This is a genomic window from Kitasatospora sp. NPDC097643 (assembly GCF_040302625.1).
Lineage (GTDB): Bacteria > Actinomycetota > Actinomycetes > Streptomycetales > Streptomycetaceae > Kitasatospora.
Map to the genome: position 1 here is coordinate 17,946 of NZ_JBEOSA010000034.1, position 17,273 is coordinate 35,218.

The 17,273-nt window shown below is 74.5% G+C and carries 17 protein-coding genes; 10 read left to right on the forward strand and 7 right to left on the reverse strand.

The window, feature by feature from the left end:
- Nucleotides 1-53: 53 nt before the first annotated feature.
- Both ABTY15_RS22015 and ABTY15_RS22020 read left to right on the forward strand, forming a co-directional pair.
- A complete protein-coding gene (locus ABTY15_RS22015; protein ID WP_350596376.1) occupies nt 54-851 on the forward strand; it encodes a DUF1963 domain-containing protein in 798 nt (265 codons plus the stop codon).
- Nucleotides 852-930: 79 nt separating this feature from the next.
- On the forward strand, nt 931-1,368 hold the full coding sequence (locus ABTY15_RS22020; RefSeq protein ID WP_350596380.1) for a helix-turn-helix domain-containing protein: 438 nt from the start codon (nt 931-933) through the stop codon (nt 1,366-1,368).
- Between the two features lie 67 nt (nt 1,369-1,435).
- Here the strand turns inward: ABTY15_RS22020 and ABTY15_RS22025 are convergent, their stop codons facing one another.
- The 6 genes from ABTY15_RS22025 to ABTY15_RS22050 all read right to left on the reverse strand — a co-directional run bounded on the left by ABTY15_RS22025 (nt 1,436) and on the right by ABTY15_RS22050 (nt 6,325).
- Nucleotides 1,436-2,038 carry a ClpP family protease gene (locus ABTY15_RS22025; protein ID WP_350596384.1) on the reverse strand — a complete coding sequence of 201 codons (603 nt, stop codon included), beginning with the start codon at nt 2,036-2,038 and terminating at the stop codon, nt 1,436-1,438.
- A gap of 1 nt (nt 2,039) precedes the next feature.
- Complete coding sequence (locus ABTY15_RS22030; RefSeq protein ID WP_350596386.1) at nt 2,040-2,690, reverse strand: ClpP family protease; 651 nt, start codon at nt 2,688-2,690, stop codon at nt 2,040-2,042.
- A gap of 118 nt (nt 2,691-2,808) precedes the next feature.
- Nucleotides 2,809-3,033 (reverse strand): translation initiation factor IF-1, encoded by a 225-nt coding sequence (gene infA / locus ABTY15_RS22035; protein ID WP_350596390.1) that lies wholly within the window; start codon nt 3,031-3,033, stop codon nt 2,809-2,811.
- 50 nt (nt 3,034-3,083) lie between these two features.
- Nucleotides 3,084-3,896, reverse strand: a complete 813-nt coding sequence (locus tag ABTY15_RS22040; RefSeq protein WP_502893563.1) for a GNAT family N-acetyltransferase — start codon at nt 3,894-3,896, stop codon at nt 3,084-3,086.
- 189 nt (nt 3,897-4,085) lie between these two features.
- Complete coding sequence (locus ABTY15_RS22045; protein WP_350596400.1) at nt 4,086-4,526, reverse strand: SRPBCC family protein; 441 nt, start codon at nt 4,524-4,526, stop codon at nt 4,086-4,088.
- A 140-nt stretch (nt 4,527-4,666) separates the two neighbouring features.
- Nucleotides 4,667-6,325 (reverse strand): MFS transporter, encoded by a 1,659-nt coding sequence (locus tag ABTY15_RS22050; RefSeq protein WP_350596403.1) that lies wholly within the window; start codon nt 6,323-6,325, stop codon nt 4,667-4,669.
- Between the two features lie 333 nt (nt 6,326-6,658).
- On the opposite strand from ABTY15_RS22050, the gene ABTY15_RS22055 reads away from it, so the two are divergent.
- The 8 genes from ABTY15_RS22055 to ABTY15_RS22090 all read left to right on the forward strand — a co-directional run bounded on the left by ABTY15_RS22055 (nt 6,659) and on the right by ABTY15_RS22090 (nt 15,878).
- Entirely contained in the window at nt 6,659-9,421 is a 2,763-nt protein-coding gene (locus tag ABTY15_RS22055; protein ID WP_502893564.1) for an ATP-binding protein, read from the forward strand.
- Nucleotides 9,422-9,654: 233 nt separating this feature from the next.
- Nucleotides 9,655-10,356, forward strand: a complete 702-nt coding sequence (locus tag ABTY15_RS22060; RefSeq protein WP_350596414.1) for a response regulator transcription factor — start codon at nt 9,655-9,657, stop codon at nt 10,354-10,356.
- Complete coding sequence (locus ABTY15_RS22065) at nt 10,353-11,936, forward strand: sensor histidine kinase (protein ID WP_350596418.1); 1,584 nt, start codon at nt 10,353-10,355, stop codon at nt 11,934-11,936. The genes ABTY15_RS22060 and ABTY15_RS22065 overlap by 4 nt, the downstream gene beginning before the upstream one ends.
- A gap of 10 nt (nt 11,937-11,946) precedes the next feature.
- Nucleotides 11,947-12,381: a hypothetical protein gene (locus ABTY15_RS22070; protein WP_350596421.1), complete on the forward strand. Its 435-nt coding sequence runs from the start codon at nt 11,947-11,949 to the stop codon at nt 12,379-12,381.
- Entirely contained in the window at nt 12,378-12,617 is a 240-nt protein-coding gene (locus ABTY15_RS22075) for a hypothetical protein (RefSeq protein ID WP_350596425.1), read from the forward strand. The genes ABTY15_RS22070 and ABTY15_RS22075 overlap by 4 nt, the downstream gene beginning before the upstream one ends.
- 258 nt (nt 12,618-12,875) lie before the next feature.
- Nucleotides 12,876-13,631 carry a maleate cis-trans isomerase family protein gene (locus ABTY15_RS22080; RefSeq protein WP_350596429.1) on the forward strand — a complete coding sequence of 252 codons (756 nt, stop codon included), beginning with the start codon at nt 12,876-12,878 and terminating at the stop codon, nt 13,629-13,631.
- Between the two features lie 57 nt (nt 13,632-13,688).
- Nucleotides 13,689-14,447, forward strand: coding sequence for an SDR family NAD(P)-dependent oxidoreductase (locus ABTY15_RS22085; protein ID WP_350596435.1), 759 nt, complete (start codon nt 13,689-13,691; stop codon nt 14,445-14,447).
- Nucleotides 14,448-14,624: 177 nt separating this feature from the next.
- Complete coding sequence (locus ABTY15_RS22090; RefSeq protein ID WP_502893560.1) at nt 14,625-15,878, forward strand: MFS transporter; 1,254 nt, start codon at nt 14,625-14,627, stop codon at nt 15,876-15,878.
- Between the two features lie 541 nt (nt 15,879-16,419).
- Here the strand turns inward: ABTY15_RS22090 and ABTY15_RS22095 are convergent.
- Nucleotides 16,420-17,205: an SDR family NAD(P)-dependent oxidoreductase gene (locus ABTY15_RS22095; RefSeq protein WP_502893561.1), complete on the reverse strand. Its 786-nt coding sequence runs from the start codon at nt 17,203-17,205 to the stop codon at nt 16,420-16,422.
- Nucleotides 17,206-17,273: the final 68 nt, after the last annotated feature.

Sequence of the window (17,273 nt, forward strand, 5' to 3'; positions counted from 1 at the left end):
TCCCCGGGCGGGGGCCGTGCGGTGCGGTGCCCGCGGGTTGAGAGGATCGCCGCATGGATTTCGACGACCCGGCCGTCATGCGCCGGCTGTGTGTGGAGCGGCTCGGCCCGGAGGCCGGGCGACAGTTCGCGGCGATGGCCCGGCGGGGCTTCCGGCTGGTGCCGGCCTCGCCGGAGGCGCCCGCCGCCGGCCGGTCCCGGCTCGGTGGGCCCGCGCTGCTCGAACCGGGCACCCCGTGGCCGGTGTCGGCGGGCGTCCCGCTGTCCCTGCACGCCGTGCTCGACACCGATGCGCTCGCCGAGTGGCTCGGGGATCAACTGCCCACCCGGCCGGGCCTGCTGAACTTCTTCTACCTCGATCCCGACGTGCCGTACGAGGAGTACCGCGAGCTGGACCCGTACCACCCCGACGCGTGGCGGGTGGTTCCCGCCGATCCCGCGCGGGCGGTCGCGACGACGGCCCCCGAGCCCGCCCTCCGCTACCCGCAACGACCCGTCCACGCGGTCGAGGTGACGATGCTCCCGGACGGCTGGGACCTCGAGAACGACGACCTCCCGTACGACAAGGACCGGCACTGGGGCGCGCCCTCGCTCGTCCTCGACGAGATGCCCGACCTCAACGGGAACACCGCCGGCCACCACTGCGCGTTCGGCTGGCCCGACACCTCGTACACGGTGTCGGTGACCTCCCGTGACGACGACGGTCCCGCCGTCCATCTGCTCCAGCTCCCCGAGGACGCCGAACTCGGGTGGGGCTGGGGCGATGCCGGGACGATGTACTTCACCATCCCCGCCGGGGCGTTCGCCGCGGGCGACTTCAGCAGGGCCGAGGCGCACGGCTACTGCTGCTGAGCCCCCGGTGCTCACGGGCTTCACCCAGGGCAGAACGCCGTGGTCTTCCCCCGGCGGCGTGGATGCCTAGGCTGAGGGAGTGAGCACTCATGCGCCGAACGAAGCCCGTGTCATTCCCCTGCGCCCGCAGGCCTCGCCGCCGACCGGGGCGGGTGGGGCGGGCCGGGGCCCGCAGCGGCCGGCGGGGGGCCCGCAGGCGCCCGCGGTGCGGGAGCCGTTGCTGCGTGACCTCGTGGGGGGTGTGCTGCGGCGTGAACGGCTCGCGCAGGAGCGGACGTTGAAGGACGTCGCGGAGGCGGCGCGGATCTCGATGCCGTACCTGTCGGAGCTGGAGCGCGGGCGCAAGGAGGGCTCCTCCGAGGTGCTCGCGGCGGCCGCGCAGGCCCTCGGGCTCGGCCTCGGCGATCTGCTGTCGCTCGCGCAGGACGAGCTGGTCCGGTACAGCCGCAGCAGCCGGGCGGGCCTGGGGCGGCACTCCCCCACGGCGCAGTACGACGGGCTCTGCCTCGCGGCCTGACGGACCGACGGCCGGTACACCCCCGTCGTACCGGCCGCCGGTTCGGCCACCGGCCACCGGCGCAGGGTCAGGCGAACGCGCGGCGGCGGCTCAGCACCTCGTCGGCGAGTCCGTAGGCGACGGCCTCCTCGGCGCTGAGCACCTTGTCCCGGTCCATGTCCGCGCGCAGGGTCGCCACCTCGTGGTGGGTGTGCCGGGACAGGACCTCCTCGACCTGGGAACGGATGCGGACCATCTCCTTGGCCGCGAGGCTGAGGTCGGAGACCGTCCCCTGGCGGCCGCCGCTGGCGGGCTGGCCGAGCAGGACCCGGGCGTGCTGGAGGACGAAGCGCCGCCCGGGGTCTCCGCCGGCCAGCAGCACCGCGGCCGTCGACGCCGCCTGGCCGACGCAGAAGGTGGAGATCGGCGCCTGCACGAAGGTCATCGTGTCGTAGATCGCCATCAGCGAAGTGAACGATCCGCCGGGCGAGTTGAGGTAGATCGAGATCTCGCGCTCCGGGTTCTCCGACTCCAGGTGCAGGAGTTGGGCGATGACCACGTTGGCGACCCCGTCGTCGATCTCGGTGCCGAGGAAGATGATCCGCTCGTTCAGCAGCCGGCTGAAGACGTCGTAGGAGCGCTCGCCCTGCGCGGTCCGCTCGATGACGTAGGGAACCGTGTACGACCCCATGTCACAGCCCCATCCGTCGGCGCGGCGCGGCCGGGCGGATGTCGGCGAACGACTCCGCCACCTTGTCCACGAGCCCGTACTCCCTGGCCTGTTCGGCCGTGAACCAGCGGTCCCGGTCGCCGTCGCGGGCGATCGTCTCCGCGCTCTGCCCGGTGTGCTCGGCGGTGATCCGCTCGATGGTCCGCTTGGTGTGCTGGAGGTTCTCCGCCTGGATCTCGATGTCCGCGGTGCTGCCGCCGATGCCCGCCGAGGGCTGGTGCATCATGATCCGCGCGTTCGGCAGCACGAACCGCTTGCCGGGCGCCCCGACGGTGAGCAGGAACTGGCCCATGCTGGCGGCGAACCCCATCGCCAGGGTCGCCACGTCGTTCGGGATCAGCCGCATGGTGTCGTAGATGGCCAGACCGGCGGTGACCGACCCGCCGGGGCTGTTGATGTACAGGCAGATGTCGGTGCGCGGGTCCTCCGCCGACAGCAGCAGCAGCTGCGCGCACACCCGGTTGGCCGACACCTCGTCGACCTGGGTGCCGAGCAGGACGATCCGCTGGGCGAGCAGCTGGGCCGCGAGCTGGTCGTCGAAGCGGCTGGGCGGGGTGTCGCCCTGCTCCGCGCGGGGCGGGGGCGTGGCGAGGGGCGTGGTGAAGGGAGTCATCGGGGCTCCTTGTCCGGGGGCGGGGATGCCGTCGACTCCACTGTTGACCTCGGGGGCGGCCCGGATGCGGTTTCTCTGCCCGCGGCAGATTCGCCGCGGGCAGAGAACGCCGGAGGCGCTATGAGCGGTAGCGGAAGCGGATGCGGCCGCGGGTGAGGTCGTAGGGGCTGAGTTCCACCAGGACCCGGTCGTGCGGGAGGATCTTGATGTGGTTCTTGCGGATCTTTCCGCTGATGTGGGCGAGCACGGTGTGCCCGTTGGGGAGTTCCACCGTGAAGGTGGCGTTGCGCAGGCATTCGAGGACGGTGCCCTCGACCTCTATGGCGTCTCGTGTTTTCGTCATGACGGTCCCTCGGTTCGGTGTGCGGTGACGGGGGGGGATGTGGCGGGGTGTCAGGGGCGGGAGAGTTCCAGGGTGCTGCCCTCGCGGCGGGCGCCGATGCCCTCGAACAGGGCGACGGCGGCGGTGTTGGACTCGTCCACCTCGGCCCAGGCGGTGGTGGTGCCGCGGTCGTGCAGGGCGCCGAGTGTGTGGGCCAGCAGGGCCCGGGCGATGCCGCGGCGGTGGCTGTCGGCCCGCACCGCGATCAGCCCGATCCGTGGCCGGCGGGGCAGCGGCGTGACCCGGACCAGTCCCACGTACCGGTCGCGCTCGCGTGCCACCGCGTACTTCGCGGGGTCGAGCAGGGTGACGCCCGCCGGGCGGGGCAGCACCTCGGCCGGCATCGTCCGCCATCCGGCGGTGGCCTCGACCTCGTCGCGGACGACGCGGTCCAGGGCGCGCAGCGGGCCCTCCTCGGCCTCGCCGGCGGCCAGGACGCTCACGCCCGACGGGGGCCGCACCGGGCCGAGCCCGGTGAGTTGCGGGTCGGTGGGGACGCAGTAGCCCCACTCGCGGCGGGCGACGGTGAAGCCGGCCCGTTCCCAGGCGGACTTCGTGTCGTGGTCGGCCTCGTCGACCACGGTGTGCAGCGGCGTGGGCAGGTCCGTCAGCATCGCGGCGGCGATGCGGTCGTGGACCGCGGCGTGCCAGGCGTCGACGCTGATGAAGAGCCGCCCGTCGGGGCGGCGGGCGGCGTCGCCGTGGCCGACCACCCGGTCGTCTGCCACGGCGTGCCACTGGGTGTCCGAGATCCGGGTGACCACGAGCGTGTCGTCGTCGCCGGGGTTCGCGGTGGAGTGCGCGGTGGAGTGTGCGGGGTTCACAGGGTTCATTGGTGTTGCCTTTCGGGAGTGCCTGCGCTCAGGCGCTCCCGGCGACACCTACGTCAGCCGCCCACCGTGACGGAAAGGGGGGAGCACCCATACGGATACCGCCTTCATGGGTCTCACCTCCTCGTTCGCTCTCACGGCCACCCGGACGGTACCAAGCGGGGGCGGGTGGGCCCAACCCATTTACGGGCGGTCGGCGGGGCCGGCGGCGCGGTCCTCGACGAAGCGTTTGAAGCGGCGCAGGTCGCCCCGTACCTGGACGCCGAGGACGCCCAGTTTGTCGGCCGCCTTCTCGGCCAGGCCGGTGGGCTGGAAGACCATGGTCATCGTCACCCTGGTCCGGGCCTCGCCGAGCGGTTCGAAGTCGACGGTGCCGGTGTGCTTCACGCTCTCGCCGGTGGTGCGCCAGGCGACCCGTTCCTCGGGCACCCGCTCGACGATCTCGGTCTCGAACTCCCGGGTCAGCCCGGCGATCTTCGTGCGCCAGTGGGCGTGCCGGTCGTCCAGTTGCCGGACCTCCGCCACGCCCTCCATGAACTTCGGGAAGTCCTCGAAGGTCGCCCACTGGTCGTAGACGGCCCGGACCGGCACGTCCACCTCGATCGATTCCTCGACCCTGCTCATCGCCACACCTCTCCACGCCGTCCCGTTGCACCCCCTTCGACCATGCCAGCAGCAGTCGGCCGGGCGCAGCACGACGCCGGTGAGGTCACACGAACGCCCCCCGGCGGCGCGGCGCGGCGCCCGGCCGGTCGTCGGGCGGGCTAGGTCGGGCGGGTGGGCCGGGGCGGGCTGTCCGTCGGGGCGGTGCCGGGCTGGGTCGTCGGGATGCGGGGCACGAAGAACAGCCCGAGGAGCCCGGTGAGGACGAGGACGGCCAGGGCGGCCTGGAGGCCCTCGATCCGGGCGTGGTCATTGGCGTCGAGGACGGCCTGGGTCGCCTCCGAGTTCGCGCCGGCCTGGTCCAGGGCGCTCTGCAGCTGGGCGTCCGAGACGAACGGGACGCCGCCCGCCAGTTCCACGGCCGCCCGGCTCTTGGCCTCGGCGGGGATCGCCGGGCTCTGCTCCACGGTGCTCAGGAACGACGCGGTGAGCACCCCGATCATGATCGATCCGGCGAGTGCCGTGCCGATCGAGGCGCCGAGGTTGGTGACGGTGTTCTGCAGGCCGCCGACCTCGTCGCTGCGCTCGGTCGCCACCGCGGAGACGGTGACCGCGCCGAGCTGGGAGGCGAGGGCGCCCATGCCCAGGCCGACCAGCAGCAGCGGGACGGTGGTCACCTCCGCGCCCGATCCGGCGTCCAGGGCCGCCATCAGGACGGCGGCGCCGGCGACCATCGTCAGCAGGCCGAGCCGTACGACGGCGCGCGGGGACGCCTTCGGGAACAGCCGGGGGATCCCGACCGCGGCCAGCAGCAGGGTCAGCGACAGCGGCATGATGCGCACGCCCGTCGTCAGTGCGGACAGGCCGAGCGCGACCGACAGGTAGAGCGGGACGACGAAGAACACGCCCATCTGGACGAGGTACTGGAAGAAGAACATCGTCAGGCCGCCGGCGAACTGCCGGTTGTGCAGCAGGGTCAGGTCCACCAGCGGCTCCCCGCCGCGCCGGGTGACGCGGTGCTCCCAGCGCAGGAACAGCCACACCACGAACAGGCCGGCCATCATCAGCCAGATCACCGGCGAGATCCCGAACCAGGACGGCTCCCCCGGCTTGGGCCGGAACCAGCCCCACTCGTCGGATCGGAGCACCCCGTACACGAAACTGCCGAGCCCCAGGGCCGAGAGGAACGCGCCGACGAGGTCGATCCGCGGGCGCCGGGCGGGCGGCGTGTCGGCGACCTTGCGGGCGAGCGCGAGGATGGCGAGGACCACCACCACCTCGCCGGCGAACACCCAGCGCCAGGAGAAGTACGTCGTGGCGATGCCCCCGATCAGCGGCCCGAGCGCGACCGCGACCGCCCCCGCCGCCGCGACCATTCCGTAGGCGGCCGGGCGCCGCTGCTCGGGGAAGTTCCCGGCGACCAGCGTCACGATCGCCGGCAGGATCAGCGCCGCGCCGACGCCCTCCAGGAACGACCAGCCGAGCAGCAGCACCGGCAGGTTCGGGGCGATCGCCGTGGTGAACGAGCCGCAGCCGTAGACGGCGCAGCCGGCCATGAAGGCGCGTCTGCGGCCGATGATCGCGCCGACCTTGCCGCCGGGGATCATCAGCACCGCCATCACCAGGGTGTAGGCGGTGATCGCGCCCTGGATGCCGGTCACCGAGGTGCCCACGTCCTGGGCCACGGTCGCGATCGACACGTTCATCACGGAGCTGTCGAGTGCCATCAGGAACTGTCCGGCGGCCAGTGTCAGGAGGACGAGCCCCGCGCTGGTGGCCTGCTCGGACGAGCCGTCGGGTACGCCGGTTCTCGCAGTCATGGCCGCATCCTCCCGTCGGTGGCGGGGCTTGCCCGCTCACCCCGCCGCGATCGGGGCGGGCCCCGCCTGCCCGGCCACCCGGTCGGCGCAGCCGGGTGCGGGCCCCGGGTGCGCGGGGAGGGTGGGCGGGGAGCGCGGGTGGTGCGGGTGGTGCGGTGGGGGCGTGCTCGGCCGGGGCGAGCCGGTGGGTCCGGGCGGCCACCGTCGGGGGCAGGGGCCCAGGTCGGAGCGGGGGCGGGGGCGGGCTTTGTCAAGCCCGTACCGGGGGCGCCGGTTCGGCAGTAGCGTCGGCAACGACGGTTGTGGTGAGGCGAGTTGGAGGTGGTGGTGGCGGTGTCCGAAGGCGAGCCCGGGACCGGCGAGTCCGGGTCGGGGGCGGACGGTGGTCAGCTGCACGAGCGGGAGGCGGAGATCCGGTCGGCCGGGCGGGCGGTCGAGGCGCTCATCCGGGGCGCCGACGGCGGGCTCGGGGAGCTGCTGCTGTACACCGGCGCGGCCGGGCTGGGCAAGACCGCGGTGCTCACCGAGGTGCGGCGCCGGGCGGGAGGGGCCGGGTGCACGGTGCTGTTCGCCCGGGGCGGGGAGCGGCAGCGTCACGATCCGTTCCACGTGGTGCGCCAGCTGGTGCAGCCGGTGCTGGCGGCCCTGCCCGACGAGGAGCGGTCGTGGGTGTTCGGGCCGTGGGAGGACATCGTCGGCCCCGCGGTGGGGCTGCTGCCGCCCGGCGGGCAGCTCGACCCGCAAGGCGTGCGGGACGGGCTGGACTTCGTGCTCACCCGCCTCGTCCAGCGCCGCCCGCCGCTGGCCCTGATCGTGGACGACCTGCACTGGGCCGACCCCGAGTCGCTCGGCTGGCTGGCCGGCTTCGCGCTGCGCGCCCGCGAACTGCCCGCCCTGCTGGTGCTCGCCTGCCGCGACGAGTTCCCCGACGACGCCCTGGCGCTGCAACGCGGCCTCGTCGAACGGGCCGACCGGCGCCACGAACTGCGGCCGCTCCAGCCGGCCTCGGTCGCGCACCTGGTCCGCGCGGCCCTGGGCGAGCAGGCGCAGGACGCCTTCTGCCGGCACGTCTGGGCCGTCACCGCCGGCAACCCGTACGAGACCTGCGCGCTGCTGCGCGAGGTGCTCGACCAGCGGCTCGACCCGGTCGAGGAGAGCACCGGCCAGCTGCGCGAACTCGCCGCCAACGCACGGGGGATGACGCTGCGGCACTGGGTGGACAAGCTCGGCCCGGTCGCCCTGCGTTTCGCCTGGGCGGCGTCGATGCTGGGCACCGACATCCGCCCCGACCTCGCCGCCGTCATCTGTGCCCAGGGCCCGCAGACCGCCGCCGAGTCGGTGCGGGAGCTGCGCCGCCACCGGGTGCTGACCGGGGCGCCGGACGGTCGGCTGGAGTTCGTCCACCCGCTGATCGCCACCTCGATCTACCAGTCGATGCCGCCCGCCACCCGTACCGGGATGCACGGTGTCGCGGCCGTCGAGTCCGAGAACGCCGGCCTCGGCCTGCTGGCCGCCTCCCGGCACCTGCTGGAAACCCTGCCCGACGGGGACGGCGAGACCGTCGCCAAGCTGCGCCAGGCGGCCCGCGAACACCTGGCCATCGGCGCGCCCGAGGCGGCCCAGCGCTGCCTGCGCCGCGCCATCAGCGAACCGCCCGACGACGAGGACCGGGCCGTCGTGCTCTACGAACTCGGCTGCTCGGCGCTGCTCACCGACCCGGCGACCACCGTCAACCAGTTGCGCCTGGCGCTCGCCGACCCGTACGGGCTGGGCCCCGACCTGCGGGTCGACGCGACCTTCCGGCTCGCCCAGGCCCTCGCCCACAGCAACCGGCTGGGCGAGGCCGCCGCGGTGTGCGCCGAGGAGGCCGTGCGCACCCCGCCCGGCCCGGGACGCCTGCGCTTGCAGGTCGCCCACTTCATGTTCGCCGCGTTCCGGTCCGAGGAGGAGGACGGCCCGGGCCGCTCCCGGCGGCTCGCCCGGTTCGACCGGACGCTCGGCACGATCGGCCTGGCCTTCAGCGACACCGGCACCGGCGCGTACGGCGGGGAGGGGGACGACGGCCCGGGTGTGTTCGAGGACGACGGGCTGGCCCACGCGGTGGCCGTGCTGCGCTGCTGGGACCTCACGCTGCGCGGCGCCGACCGCGAGGAGGCGATCGCCCTGGCCGAATCCGCCCTCCCGCACGGCCGCCTGCCCCACAGCCTCGGCTGGACCAACACCACCTGGGGCTTCGAACTGCCCGGGATCCTCGGCATCAGCTACCTCTACGCCGACCGGGTCGACCGGGCGGAGGAACTGTTCACCGAGGCCGTGCGCGCCTACGAGATCGCCGGCTGGAGCGGCGGCCACCTCGGCTTCGCCTACCTGCTCACCGGCATGCTCCGGTTCCGCTGCGGCGACCTCGCCGCGGCGGAGGACTACCTGCGCCGGGCCCTGCACATCGCCGAACGGATCGGCCCCGGCATCCCCCTGCACTGGGACGCGGTCGGGGCACTGGCCGAGACCCTGGCCGCGCGCGGCCGGCTCGCCGAAGCCCTGGAACTCGCCCGCCGGCACGCCTTCGGCCCGCCCTACCCGACGGTGATGGTGCTGCCCGACGCCCCCACCCTGTACGGCCGCCTGCTGCTGGCCCGCGGCGACACGCAGGGCTCGGCCACCACGCTGGCCGCCGCCGGCGCGGCCCTGGACGCCCGCGGGTGGCGCAACACGGTGTGGGCGCCGTGGCTGGCCCACCTGGCCCGCGCCCTCGCCCCCGACCAGCCGGACCGGGCCCGCGACCTCGCCGCGGAGGCCGTCCGCCGGGCCCGGGAGAGCGGCACCCACTCGGCCATCGGCAGCGCCCTGCGGCTCAGCGCCGCCGTCCACGACCGCCCGCACGCGGCCGAGCTGCTGACCCAGGCCGTCCAGCACCTGGAACGATCCCCCGCCCGCTACGAGCACGCCCTCGCCCTCGTCGACCTCGGCGAGGCCCTGGCCCCCGCCCCGGCGGCCCGCACCGCCCTCACCCAGGGGCTGGAACTGGCCACCCGCTGCCACGCCGACGGCCTCGCCACCCGCGCCCGCACCCTCCTGCACCCGGGCGCGGCGGGCTGACCCGCAGCCGGGGACCGGGAGATGAGCGGGGACGGTCCAAAGCCACCGGCCGGAGCGCCTCCGCCGGCGGGGGCCCGGCTCCGAGCCGGTGGGTGGCGCGACCGCCGGGGTGACCGGCGGGCAGGCAGCCGCATCCCGGCCCCCGCGCGGGCCCGGGCCCGCGCGGGGGTCGTGGGGCTGGGCCGTGGGGGGGTGTGAGAGAGTCGGCGGCTCATCGACGGCGAGGAGGGCCGGTGGACGGGAGCGGGGCCCAGACGGTGGCCGGTGGGCGGGTGTTGGTGGTGGATGACGATGCGGCGATCCGGCGGACGTTGGAGCGGGGGTTGCGGCTGAGCGGGTTCGCGGTGTCGGTGGCCGCGGACGGGGAGGCGGCGCTCGGGTCGGTGGCGGCGGCGGGGCCGGACGTGCTGGTGCTGGACGTGTCGATGCCCGGGATCAGCGGGGCCGAGGTGTGCCGGACGCTGCGGGCGCGGGGGGACGACGTGCCGGTGCTGATGCTGTCGGCGCTGGACGAGCCCGCCGACCGGGTGGCCGGGTTGCAGGCCGGGGCGGACGACTACCTGGTGAAGCCGTTCGCGCTGGAGGAGCTGGTGCTGCGGTTGCGGGCGCTGTTGCGGCGCCGTCCGCCGCAGCCGGCGGACCGGGTGGTGGTGGGGTCGCTGGTGGTGGACGCGGGGACCCGGCAGGCGTACCTGGACGGGCGGGAGCTGGGGCTGACCCGGCGGGAGTTCGAGCTGCTGGCGCACCTGGTCAGGAACGCGGGCATCGTGCTGTCGCGGGAGCTGCTGCTGGAGCGGGTGTGGGGGTACGACTTCGAGGTCCGCAGTGACGTCGTGGACACGTTCGTGAGTTATCTGCGGCGCAAGACCGAGGCGGGCGGCGGGCCGCGGGTGATCCACACGGTGCGGGGCGTCGGTTTCGTGGTGCGGCCGTGAGGCTCTCGACCCGGATCGCGCTGTGGGCCGCCGCCGTGGTGCCGGTGCTGGTGGTGCTGGCCGGGTTGCTGCTGCTGCCGCTGGTCGGCCGGGACCTGCGCCACCAGCAGGACGCACGGCTGAACGACCGGGCGGCGGCCGTGCTGCCGGGGGTGCGCGCGCTGGTGGCCGCCGACAGCCGGGGCCGGCCCAAGGTGGAGCAGAACCAGCAGCGCAAGGTGCTGGACGCGGCGCTGGACTCTGGGGTGCGGGTGGCGGCGTCGGACGGCACCGTGCTGCTGGCCGTCGGCCCGCAGCCCGCCGACGAGCAGACCTTCCCCACCGCGCCGGGCGGGCCGGTCACCGTCCGGGACCAGGGCGCGGCCTGGCGGGTGCTGACCGTACGGGTCTCCGGCGGCGGCGCGGGCAGCGGCAGCGGTGGCGGCGGCACGCTGTGGGTCGTCGCGCCCGGCGGGCAGGCCGACAGCCAGACCGCGGCGGTGCGCCGGCGGGTCCTGCTGGTGGCGGCCGTCGCGGCGCCGGTGGCCGCGCTGATCGGCTTCGCGCTCGCCGAACGGGCCACCGCCCCGCTGCGCCGGCTCAGCCGGCGGGCGGCCGAGCTCGACCCGGCTCACACGCCCGCCGGAGGTACCGACGGGGCAGGCAGCGACGCGGCCAGGTTCACCGCGCAGCGCAGCGGGACCGCCGAGGTGGACGAACTCGCCGCCGCCCTGGCCCTGTTGCTCTCCCGCTACGACGAGCAGGCGCGGCGCACCGCCCAGGCGCTGGAGACCGCGCGGTCGTTCTCCTCCGCCGCCTCGCACGAGATGCGCACGCCGTTGATGAGTCTGCGCACCAACTTGGACGTGCTGGCCGCGCATCCGGACCTGCCGGCCGGTGAGCGGGCGGAGGTGGTGGCGGAGCTGGCGGACGACCACACCCGGCTGCTCGATCTGCTGACCGCGCTGGGCATGCTCGCACGGGGCGATCTGGTGGAGGTCGACTCGTTCGGGCCGGTGAACCTGGCCGAGCTCGTCGACGCGGCCGTGGCGGAGGCGCGGCGCCGTCACCCGGGGGCCGTGTTCGAGGCGGACGCCCCGCAGGAGGTGCGGGTGTTCGGGTGGGAGCCGGGGCTGCGGATCCTGCTGGCCAACCTGCTCGGCAACGCCGCCGTGCACGGGCGCGACGGGTCGGGGCCGGCCCGGGTGGCGGTGCGGCTGGCGGCCGACGGTGCGGGGGTGCTGCTGACCGTGGACGACGAGGGGCCGGGGGTGGAGCCGGGTGAGCGCGAGGCGGTGTTCCGTCGTTTCCACCGGCGGCGGGACAGCCCGGGCTCGGGGCTGGGGCTCACGCTGGTGGCGCAGCAGGCCGCGCTGCACCGGGGTGCGGTGCGGATCACCGTGCCGCCGGGCGGCAGCGGCTGCCGGGTGGAGGTCCGGCTGCCGGCGGTGGGGGCGGAGGCGCCGACGGTGGAGCTGCCGGTGTTGCGGGACTGGATCTCGGGGCCGGTTCCGGAAGGGGACCGGTTCCACAGGGAATCCACAAGAAGCCGTCCTACGCTCCCGGCGTCCGGCCGGTCCGGCCGGACGCCATCGGATTGAAGGGACGCCCATGCCCGCCAACCGCACGTCCGTCGGCCGCAAGGCCGCCGCCCTCGGTGCCCTCGCCCTCACCGGCTCGCTGCTGGCCGCCGTGCCCGCCCAGGCCGCCGAGCAGGGCGGCTCGCCCTCGGGCGCCCCGTCGGTGCGGGCGGTGCCGACCGGTGACGGCGCGAAGGCCGTCTGCAAGCGGCTGCCGAAGACCGAGGAGCGGGTCACCAAGGCCCTCGCCCGGCTCAACGGCGACGCCACCGTGGTCGGCTCGATCGCCCGCATGCAGCAGCGGGCCGCCAACGCCAAGACCGCCGGGCACACCGAGATCGAGAAGCTCCTCAACGACCGGGTCGCCGCCCGCAAGGCCCTGGTCATCACCTTGCAGACCCGGCAGAACGACCTGACGTCGGTGGCGACCTGGTGCGCCGCCCACAACCAGGGCGAGTCGAAGTGACCCGCCGTCCGGCCGGTGTCCGCGCGGCCGTCGCGGCGCTGGTTCTGGCCGGGGCGGCCCTGCTCACCGCGTGCGGGCCCGCCGGGCACGCGGACTCCGGCCAGGGGGCCGGTGCCGGGGCCGGTGCGGGGGCGGCCGACAGCAGCCAGGTCCAGGACCTCCAGCACAAGGTCGACGCCGCCGAGAGCGCCGCGGCCCAGGCCGACGCGGACGCGGCCGACGACGGCAACGGCTGACGACGGCCCCCGGGGTCCGGGCGGCGGCACGGCAGGTCCTCGTGACGGCCGCGCAGCCGCCCGGGCCCCCTTTTGTTGTTCGCGCTATTGTTGCGGTGCTTTTCGGTGCCGATACCCGCGGAGTCCGGCCGTTTCATTCCGGTGGCAGGTTGTCAAGGAATGCAAAGATTTCCAGGTTCTGCCAAGCCGGTATGACGGAGCGTCAAGACGGGAAAACGGCCGGGGTTCTGCGGCGGGGGCGGCTGCTAGCGTGCTGGTATGGATATTTTCACGCTGCCCCGGTTCGGGCTGGTCGTTCCGCCGGAGAATCCGGTCGCGGAGCCGGAGTTCCACCGGCTGATCGGGTCCGAGGTGAATGTGTACGCCACGCGTTTCCCGGTGACTCCGGAATTCGTGAAAACCACGATGGAGATGTACAACGAGGTGCTCCCGGACGTGCTCGCCACGTTCGGGCAGCTGCGTCTGGACGCGGCCGTGGTGGCGTGCAACGCCTCGCACTACCTGCTGGGGCCCGACGGCGACCAGGCGTTCCTCGCGCAGCTGTCGCAGCGGTTCGGCTTCCCCGTGATGTCCTCCTCGTCGGCGATCCTGGCGCTGTGTGAGCACCTCGGGGTGAAGCGGCTCACCCTGGTCTCCCCGTACGCGCCGTGGCTGACCGAGACGTCGCACGCGTTCTGGGAGCAGGCCGGGCTGACGGTCGACCAGATCGTCCTCGCGCCGGCCGGGACCCCGGTGGCGGGCGAGGAGGAGCGGTTCAACCCGTACGAGGTGACGACCGAGACCCTGCTGGGCCGGGTCCGTGCGGCCGGGCCGTCCGAGGACTCCGCCGTCCTGTTCACCGGCACCGGCATGTACACCCTGGCCGCCGCGGCCGAGCTCGCCCGCGAGGACACCCGGCGCACGCTGCTGACCTCCAACCTCGCCTCGGCGTGGTGGGTGCGGCGCACCGTGGGGGCCACCGCCGCGCCCGCGCACCCGCTGCTGCGGCGCCTGGAGGACCAGGGCGCCGCGTGAAGTCCCCGCTCGATCCCGCCGCACGTTCCCGCGCACGTTCCCAAGGAGGCGCCCGCCGTGGCCGTCAGCACTGAAGCACAGACGTCGGATTCGCTCGTGGCCGTGGTGAGCGGCGGCGCCTCCGGGATCGGGGCGGCCGCCGCGGCCGCGCTCCGCGCCCGCGGGGTGCGGGTCGCCGCCCTGGACCTGAAGCCCGAGGAGGTCGCCGCCGACGTGGTGGGGATCGCCTGCGACGTGTCCGACGACGCGTCGGTGCGGGCGGCGGTCGCGGAGGTGGTGGCGCGGTTCGGGCGGATCGACGTCCTGGTCAACAACGCCGGCATCGCCGCCCAGGGCACGGTCGCGGACAACTCCGACGAGGAGTGGCTGCGGGTGCTGGACGTGAACGTCGTCGGCATGGTGCGCCTGGCCCGGGCCGCGCTCCCCCACCTGCGCGAGTCGCCGGCCGCGGCGATCGTCAACACCTGCTCCATCTTCGCGCTGACCGGGCTGCCGGCCCGGGTCCTGTACTCGGCGTCCAAGGGGGCGATCCACTCGCTGACCCTGGCGATGGCGACCGACCACATACGCGAGGGCATCCGGGTCAACGCCGTCGCCCCCGGCGCCGTCGACACCCCGTGGATCGCCCGGGTGCTGGCGAAGACCGAGGACCCGGCCGCCTCGCGGGCCGCGCTGAACGAGCGCCACCCGTCGGGGCGGCTGGCGCGGCCCGAGGAGGTCGGCGAGGCCATCGCCTTCCTGGCGCTCTCCGCCACCGACACCACCGGGACGGTTCTGCCCGTCGACGGCGGCCTGCACGCGCTGCGGATGCAGTAGTCCCCTCGGCAGTACCCCTCGGCACCTGAACCTCCGGCCCTGACGGCATCCCCCCACGACCGCCGCTCAGGGCCCAGCCATGGCCCCGTCCGTCGCCCCGCCCGCTCCCCCGGTTCACGCACCCCGTCCAGCCCGGACTTGACCCTCACATTAATGGAAAGGTTTCAGCATCCCGTCATGAGGAGCACCGAGCCCACCGTCGGCACCGCCGCCCCCGCACCCCCCGCCCCCGACCCGGCACCTGACGCGCCCTCGGCCAGGGAGCCGAAGCTGCCAATGCCGGCGCTGCTCGCGCTGGCCGTCGCCGTGTTCATCACCAGCCTCACCGAGACGCTGCCCGCGGGCCTGCTGCCCGCGATGAGCGACAGCCTGGGCACCAGCGAGTCGGCCGTCGGCCAGACCGTCACCATCTACGCGCTGGGGACGGTGCTGACCACCATCCCGCTGTCCGCGGCCACCGCCGGCTGGCGCCGCAAGCGCCTGCTGCTGACCGCCATGGCCGGCTTCGCCGTCGCCAACACCGTCACCGCCCTGTCGGGCAACTACCCGCTCACCCTGGTCGCCCGGTTCGTCGCCGGCGTCGCCGCCGGCCTCGCCTGGGCGCTGCTGGCCGGCTACGCCCGCCGCATGGTCGCCCCCCAGCAGGAGGGCCGGGCGATCGCGATCGCCATGGCCGGGATCCCGGTCGCCCTGTCACTGGGGGTGCCGGCCGGCACCTTCGTCGGCAAGGTGGTCTCCTGGCAGGCCGCCTTCCTCGCCATGACCGTGCTGACCGCGGCGCTGCTGGTGTGGATCACCGCGGTCGTGCCGGACTACCCCGGGCAGCAGGCCGGCGGCAAGATCCCCGTGCGCACGACGCTGCGCGTGCCGGGGGTGACGCCGGTGCTGTTCGTGATGCTGGTCTTCGTGCTGGCCCACACCCTCCTGTACGCCTACATCGCCTCCTTCCTGGACGACATCGGCCTGGGCGACCAGACGGACGCGACGCTGCTGGTGTTCGGCGTCGCCTCGCTGGTCAGCATCTGGGTCGTCGGCACCTACATCCAGGGCCACCTGCGCACCCTGACCATCGCCAGCACCCTGCTGGTCGGCGCGGCGGTGGCGCTGCTGGGCGCCTTCTCCGGCACCCACGCCCTGGTCTACGTCGCGGCCGCCCTGTGGGGGCTGGGCTGGGGCGGGGTGCCCACCCTGTTGCAGACCGCCGCCGGACAGGCCGGCGGGGAGGCCGCGGACGCCGCCCAGGCCATCCTGGTGGTGCTGTGGAACGTCGCGATGGCCGGCGGCGGCATCATCGGCGGTGTGCTCCTGGACGCCGTCGGGGCCTCGCCGTTCCCGTGGACCGTGCTGGGGCTGCTCGCCCCGGTCCTGCTGGTCGTGCTCGCCGCCCGTGCGCACGGGTTCCCGGGCCGGCAGGCGGGCGGGGCGAGTTGAGTTGACCGCTCCCCCGGCCCGCAGCGGGTCGGGCGGGGCAGGCCGAAGGCCGCGCGGGGTGCTGGTGGTGGGAACACCACGAGCACCCCGCGCGGCCTTCGCCGTTGCCTGGAAGCCTTGGCGAGGATGCGCCGACCAGCCTGCGGGAGGGGGAAGTTGGCGGCACCGAGCGGCCGAGGGCGCCGGACGGGCGGCGAGGACGGGCCGGCGAGGACGGGCCGGCGGGGCGGGAGGAGCCGGGGCGCAGCGAGCCGGCCGCCAGTTGCGGAGAGGGCGGGAGGATGAGCGAAAAGGCGAGCAGGGACGGGAAGTTGATGGCCGGGGTGCGGGAGGAGCCGGGCGCACAGCAAGCCGGCCGCCCGTTGCGGAGGCGGCGGGCGGCCGGGGAGGACGGGTGAAAGGGCAAGCGGGGCCGGGCAGTTGAGGGCCGGGCCGGAAACGCCAAGGAGGCTCCCCGGCGGGCGGGGTGGGACCCGGGTGGGTCCCACCCGGCCGCCGGGGAGCCTCGTCGGCCGCCCGGGGAGGGGTCTGGTGTCGCCGGTCAGGCGTTGTAGCCGCCGTCGACGGCGATGCCGGTGCCGGTGACGTAGCGGCCGCCGGGGCCGGCCAGGAAGGCGACGGCGGCGGCGATGTCCTCGGCCTCGCCGAAGTGGCCCAGGGCGGTGATGCCGCGCTGGAAGTCGCCGGCCTCGCCGTCGGCCGGGTTCATGTCGGTGTCGATCGGGCCCGGGTCGACGGTGGTGACGGCGATGCCGCGGGGGCCGAGCTCGCGGGCGAGGGCCTTGGTGAAGCCGATCAGCGCGGTCTTGGCGGTGGCCTGGAGGACGAAGTTCTCGCCGGGCACGTGGCCGTTGAAGCAGGAGCCGACGCTGATGATCCGGCCGCCCTCGCTCATTTGCCGGGCGGCGGCCTGGGCGCCCAGGACGATCGCCTTGACGTCCACGGCGAGGACCCGGTCGAGGTGTTCGGGGGTCACCTCGTCCAGCGGGCCGTAGGCGAGGAAGCCGGCGTTGTTGACCAGGATGTCGATGCGGCCGAGCTCGCGCACGGTCTGCTCGACGGCGTCGGCGGCGGTGGTGGCCTCGGTCAGGTCGGCCTGGATGACCAGGGCGGTGCCGCCGTCGGCCTCGATCTGCTTGGCCACCTCGCGCGCCTGGTCCTCGGCCTGGACGTAGGTGATGGCCACCGACGCGCCGGCGGCGGCCAGGCGCTTGGCGATCGCCGCGCCGATGCCGCGGCTGCCGCCGGTCACCAGGGCCACCTTGCCGGTCAGGTCGTTGCTCACGATGTCTCCTCCGATGGACGTGGACGTCTTGCTGTTCGTCATGACGGGATACTGGAACCTTTCCATTAATGTGAGGGTCAAGTCGGATGGTCCGACACGTGAACGGGCTG

Excerpts from the sequence above, each read along its gene's own strand:
- ABTY15_RS22015 (WP_350596376.1), top strand. The coding sequence starts at position 54 with ATGGATTTCGACGACCCGGCCGTCATGCGCCGGCTGTGTGTGGAGCGG.
- ABTY15_RS22025 (WP_350596384.1), bottom strand. The coding sequence starts at position 2,038 with ATGGGGTCGTACACGGTTCCCTACGTCATCGAGCGGACCGCGCAGGGC.
- ABTY15_RS22030 (WP_350596386.1), bottom strand. The coding sequence starts at position 2,690 with ATGACTCCCTTCACCACGCCCCTCGCCACGCCCCCGCCCCGCGCGGAG.
- infA (WP_350596390.1), bottom strand. The coding sequence starts at position 3,033 with ATGACGAAAACACGAGACGCCATAGAGGTCGAGGGCACCGTCCTCGAA.
- ABTY15_RS22045 (WP_350596400.1), bottom strand. The coding sequence starts at position 4,526 with ATGAGCAGGGTCGAGGAATCGATCGAGGTGGACGTGCCGGTCCGGGCC.
- ABTY15_RS22050 (WP_350596403.1), bottom strand. The coding sequence starts at position 6,325 with ATGACTGCGAGAACCGGCGTACCCGACGGCTCGTCCGAGCAGGCCACC.
- ABTY15_RS22070 (WP_350596421.1), top strand. The coding sequence starts at position 11,947 with ATGCCCGCCAACCGCACGTCCGTCGGCCGCAAGGCCGCCGCCCTCGGT.
- ABTY15_RS22080 (WP_350596429.1), top strand. The coding sequence starts at position 12,876 with ATGGATATTTTCACGCTGCCCCGGTTCGGGCTGGTCGTTCCGCCGGAG.
- ABTY15_RS22090 (WP_502893560.1), top strand. The coding sequence starts at position 14,625 with ATGAGGAGCACCGAGCCCACCGTCGGCACCGCCGCCCCCGCACCCCCC.
- ABTY15_RS22095 (WP_502893561.1), bottom strand. The coding sequence starts at position 17,205 with ATGACGAACAGCAAGACGTCCACGTCCATCGGAGGAGACATCGTGAGC.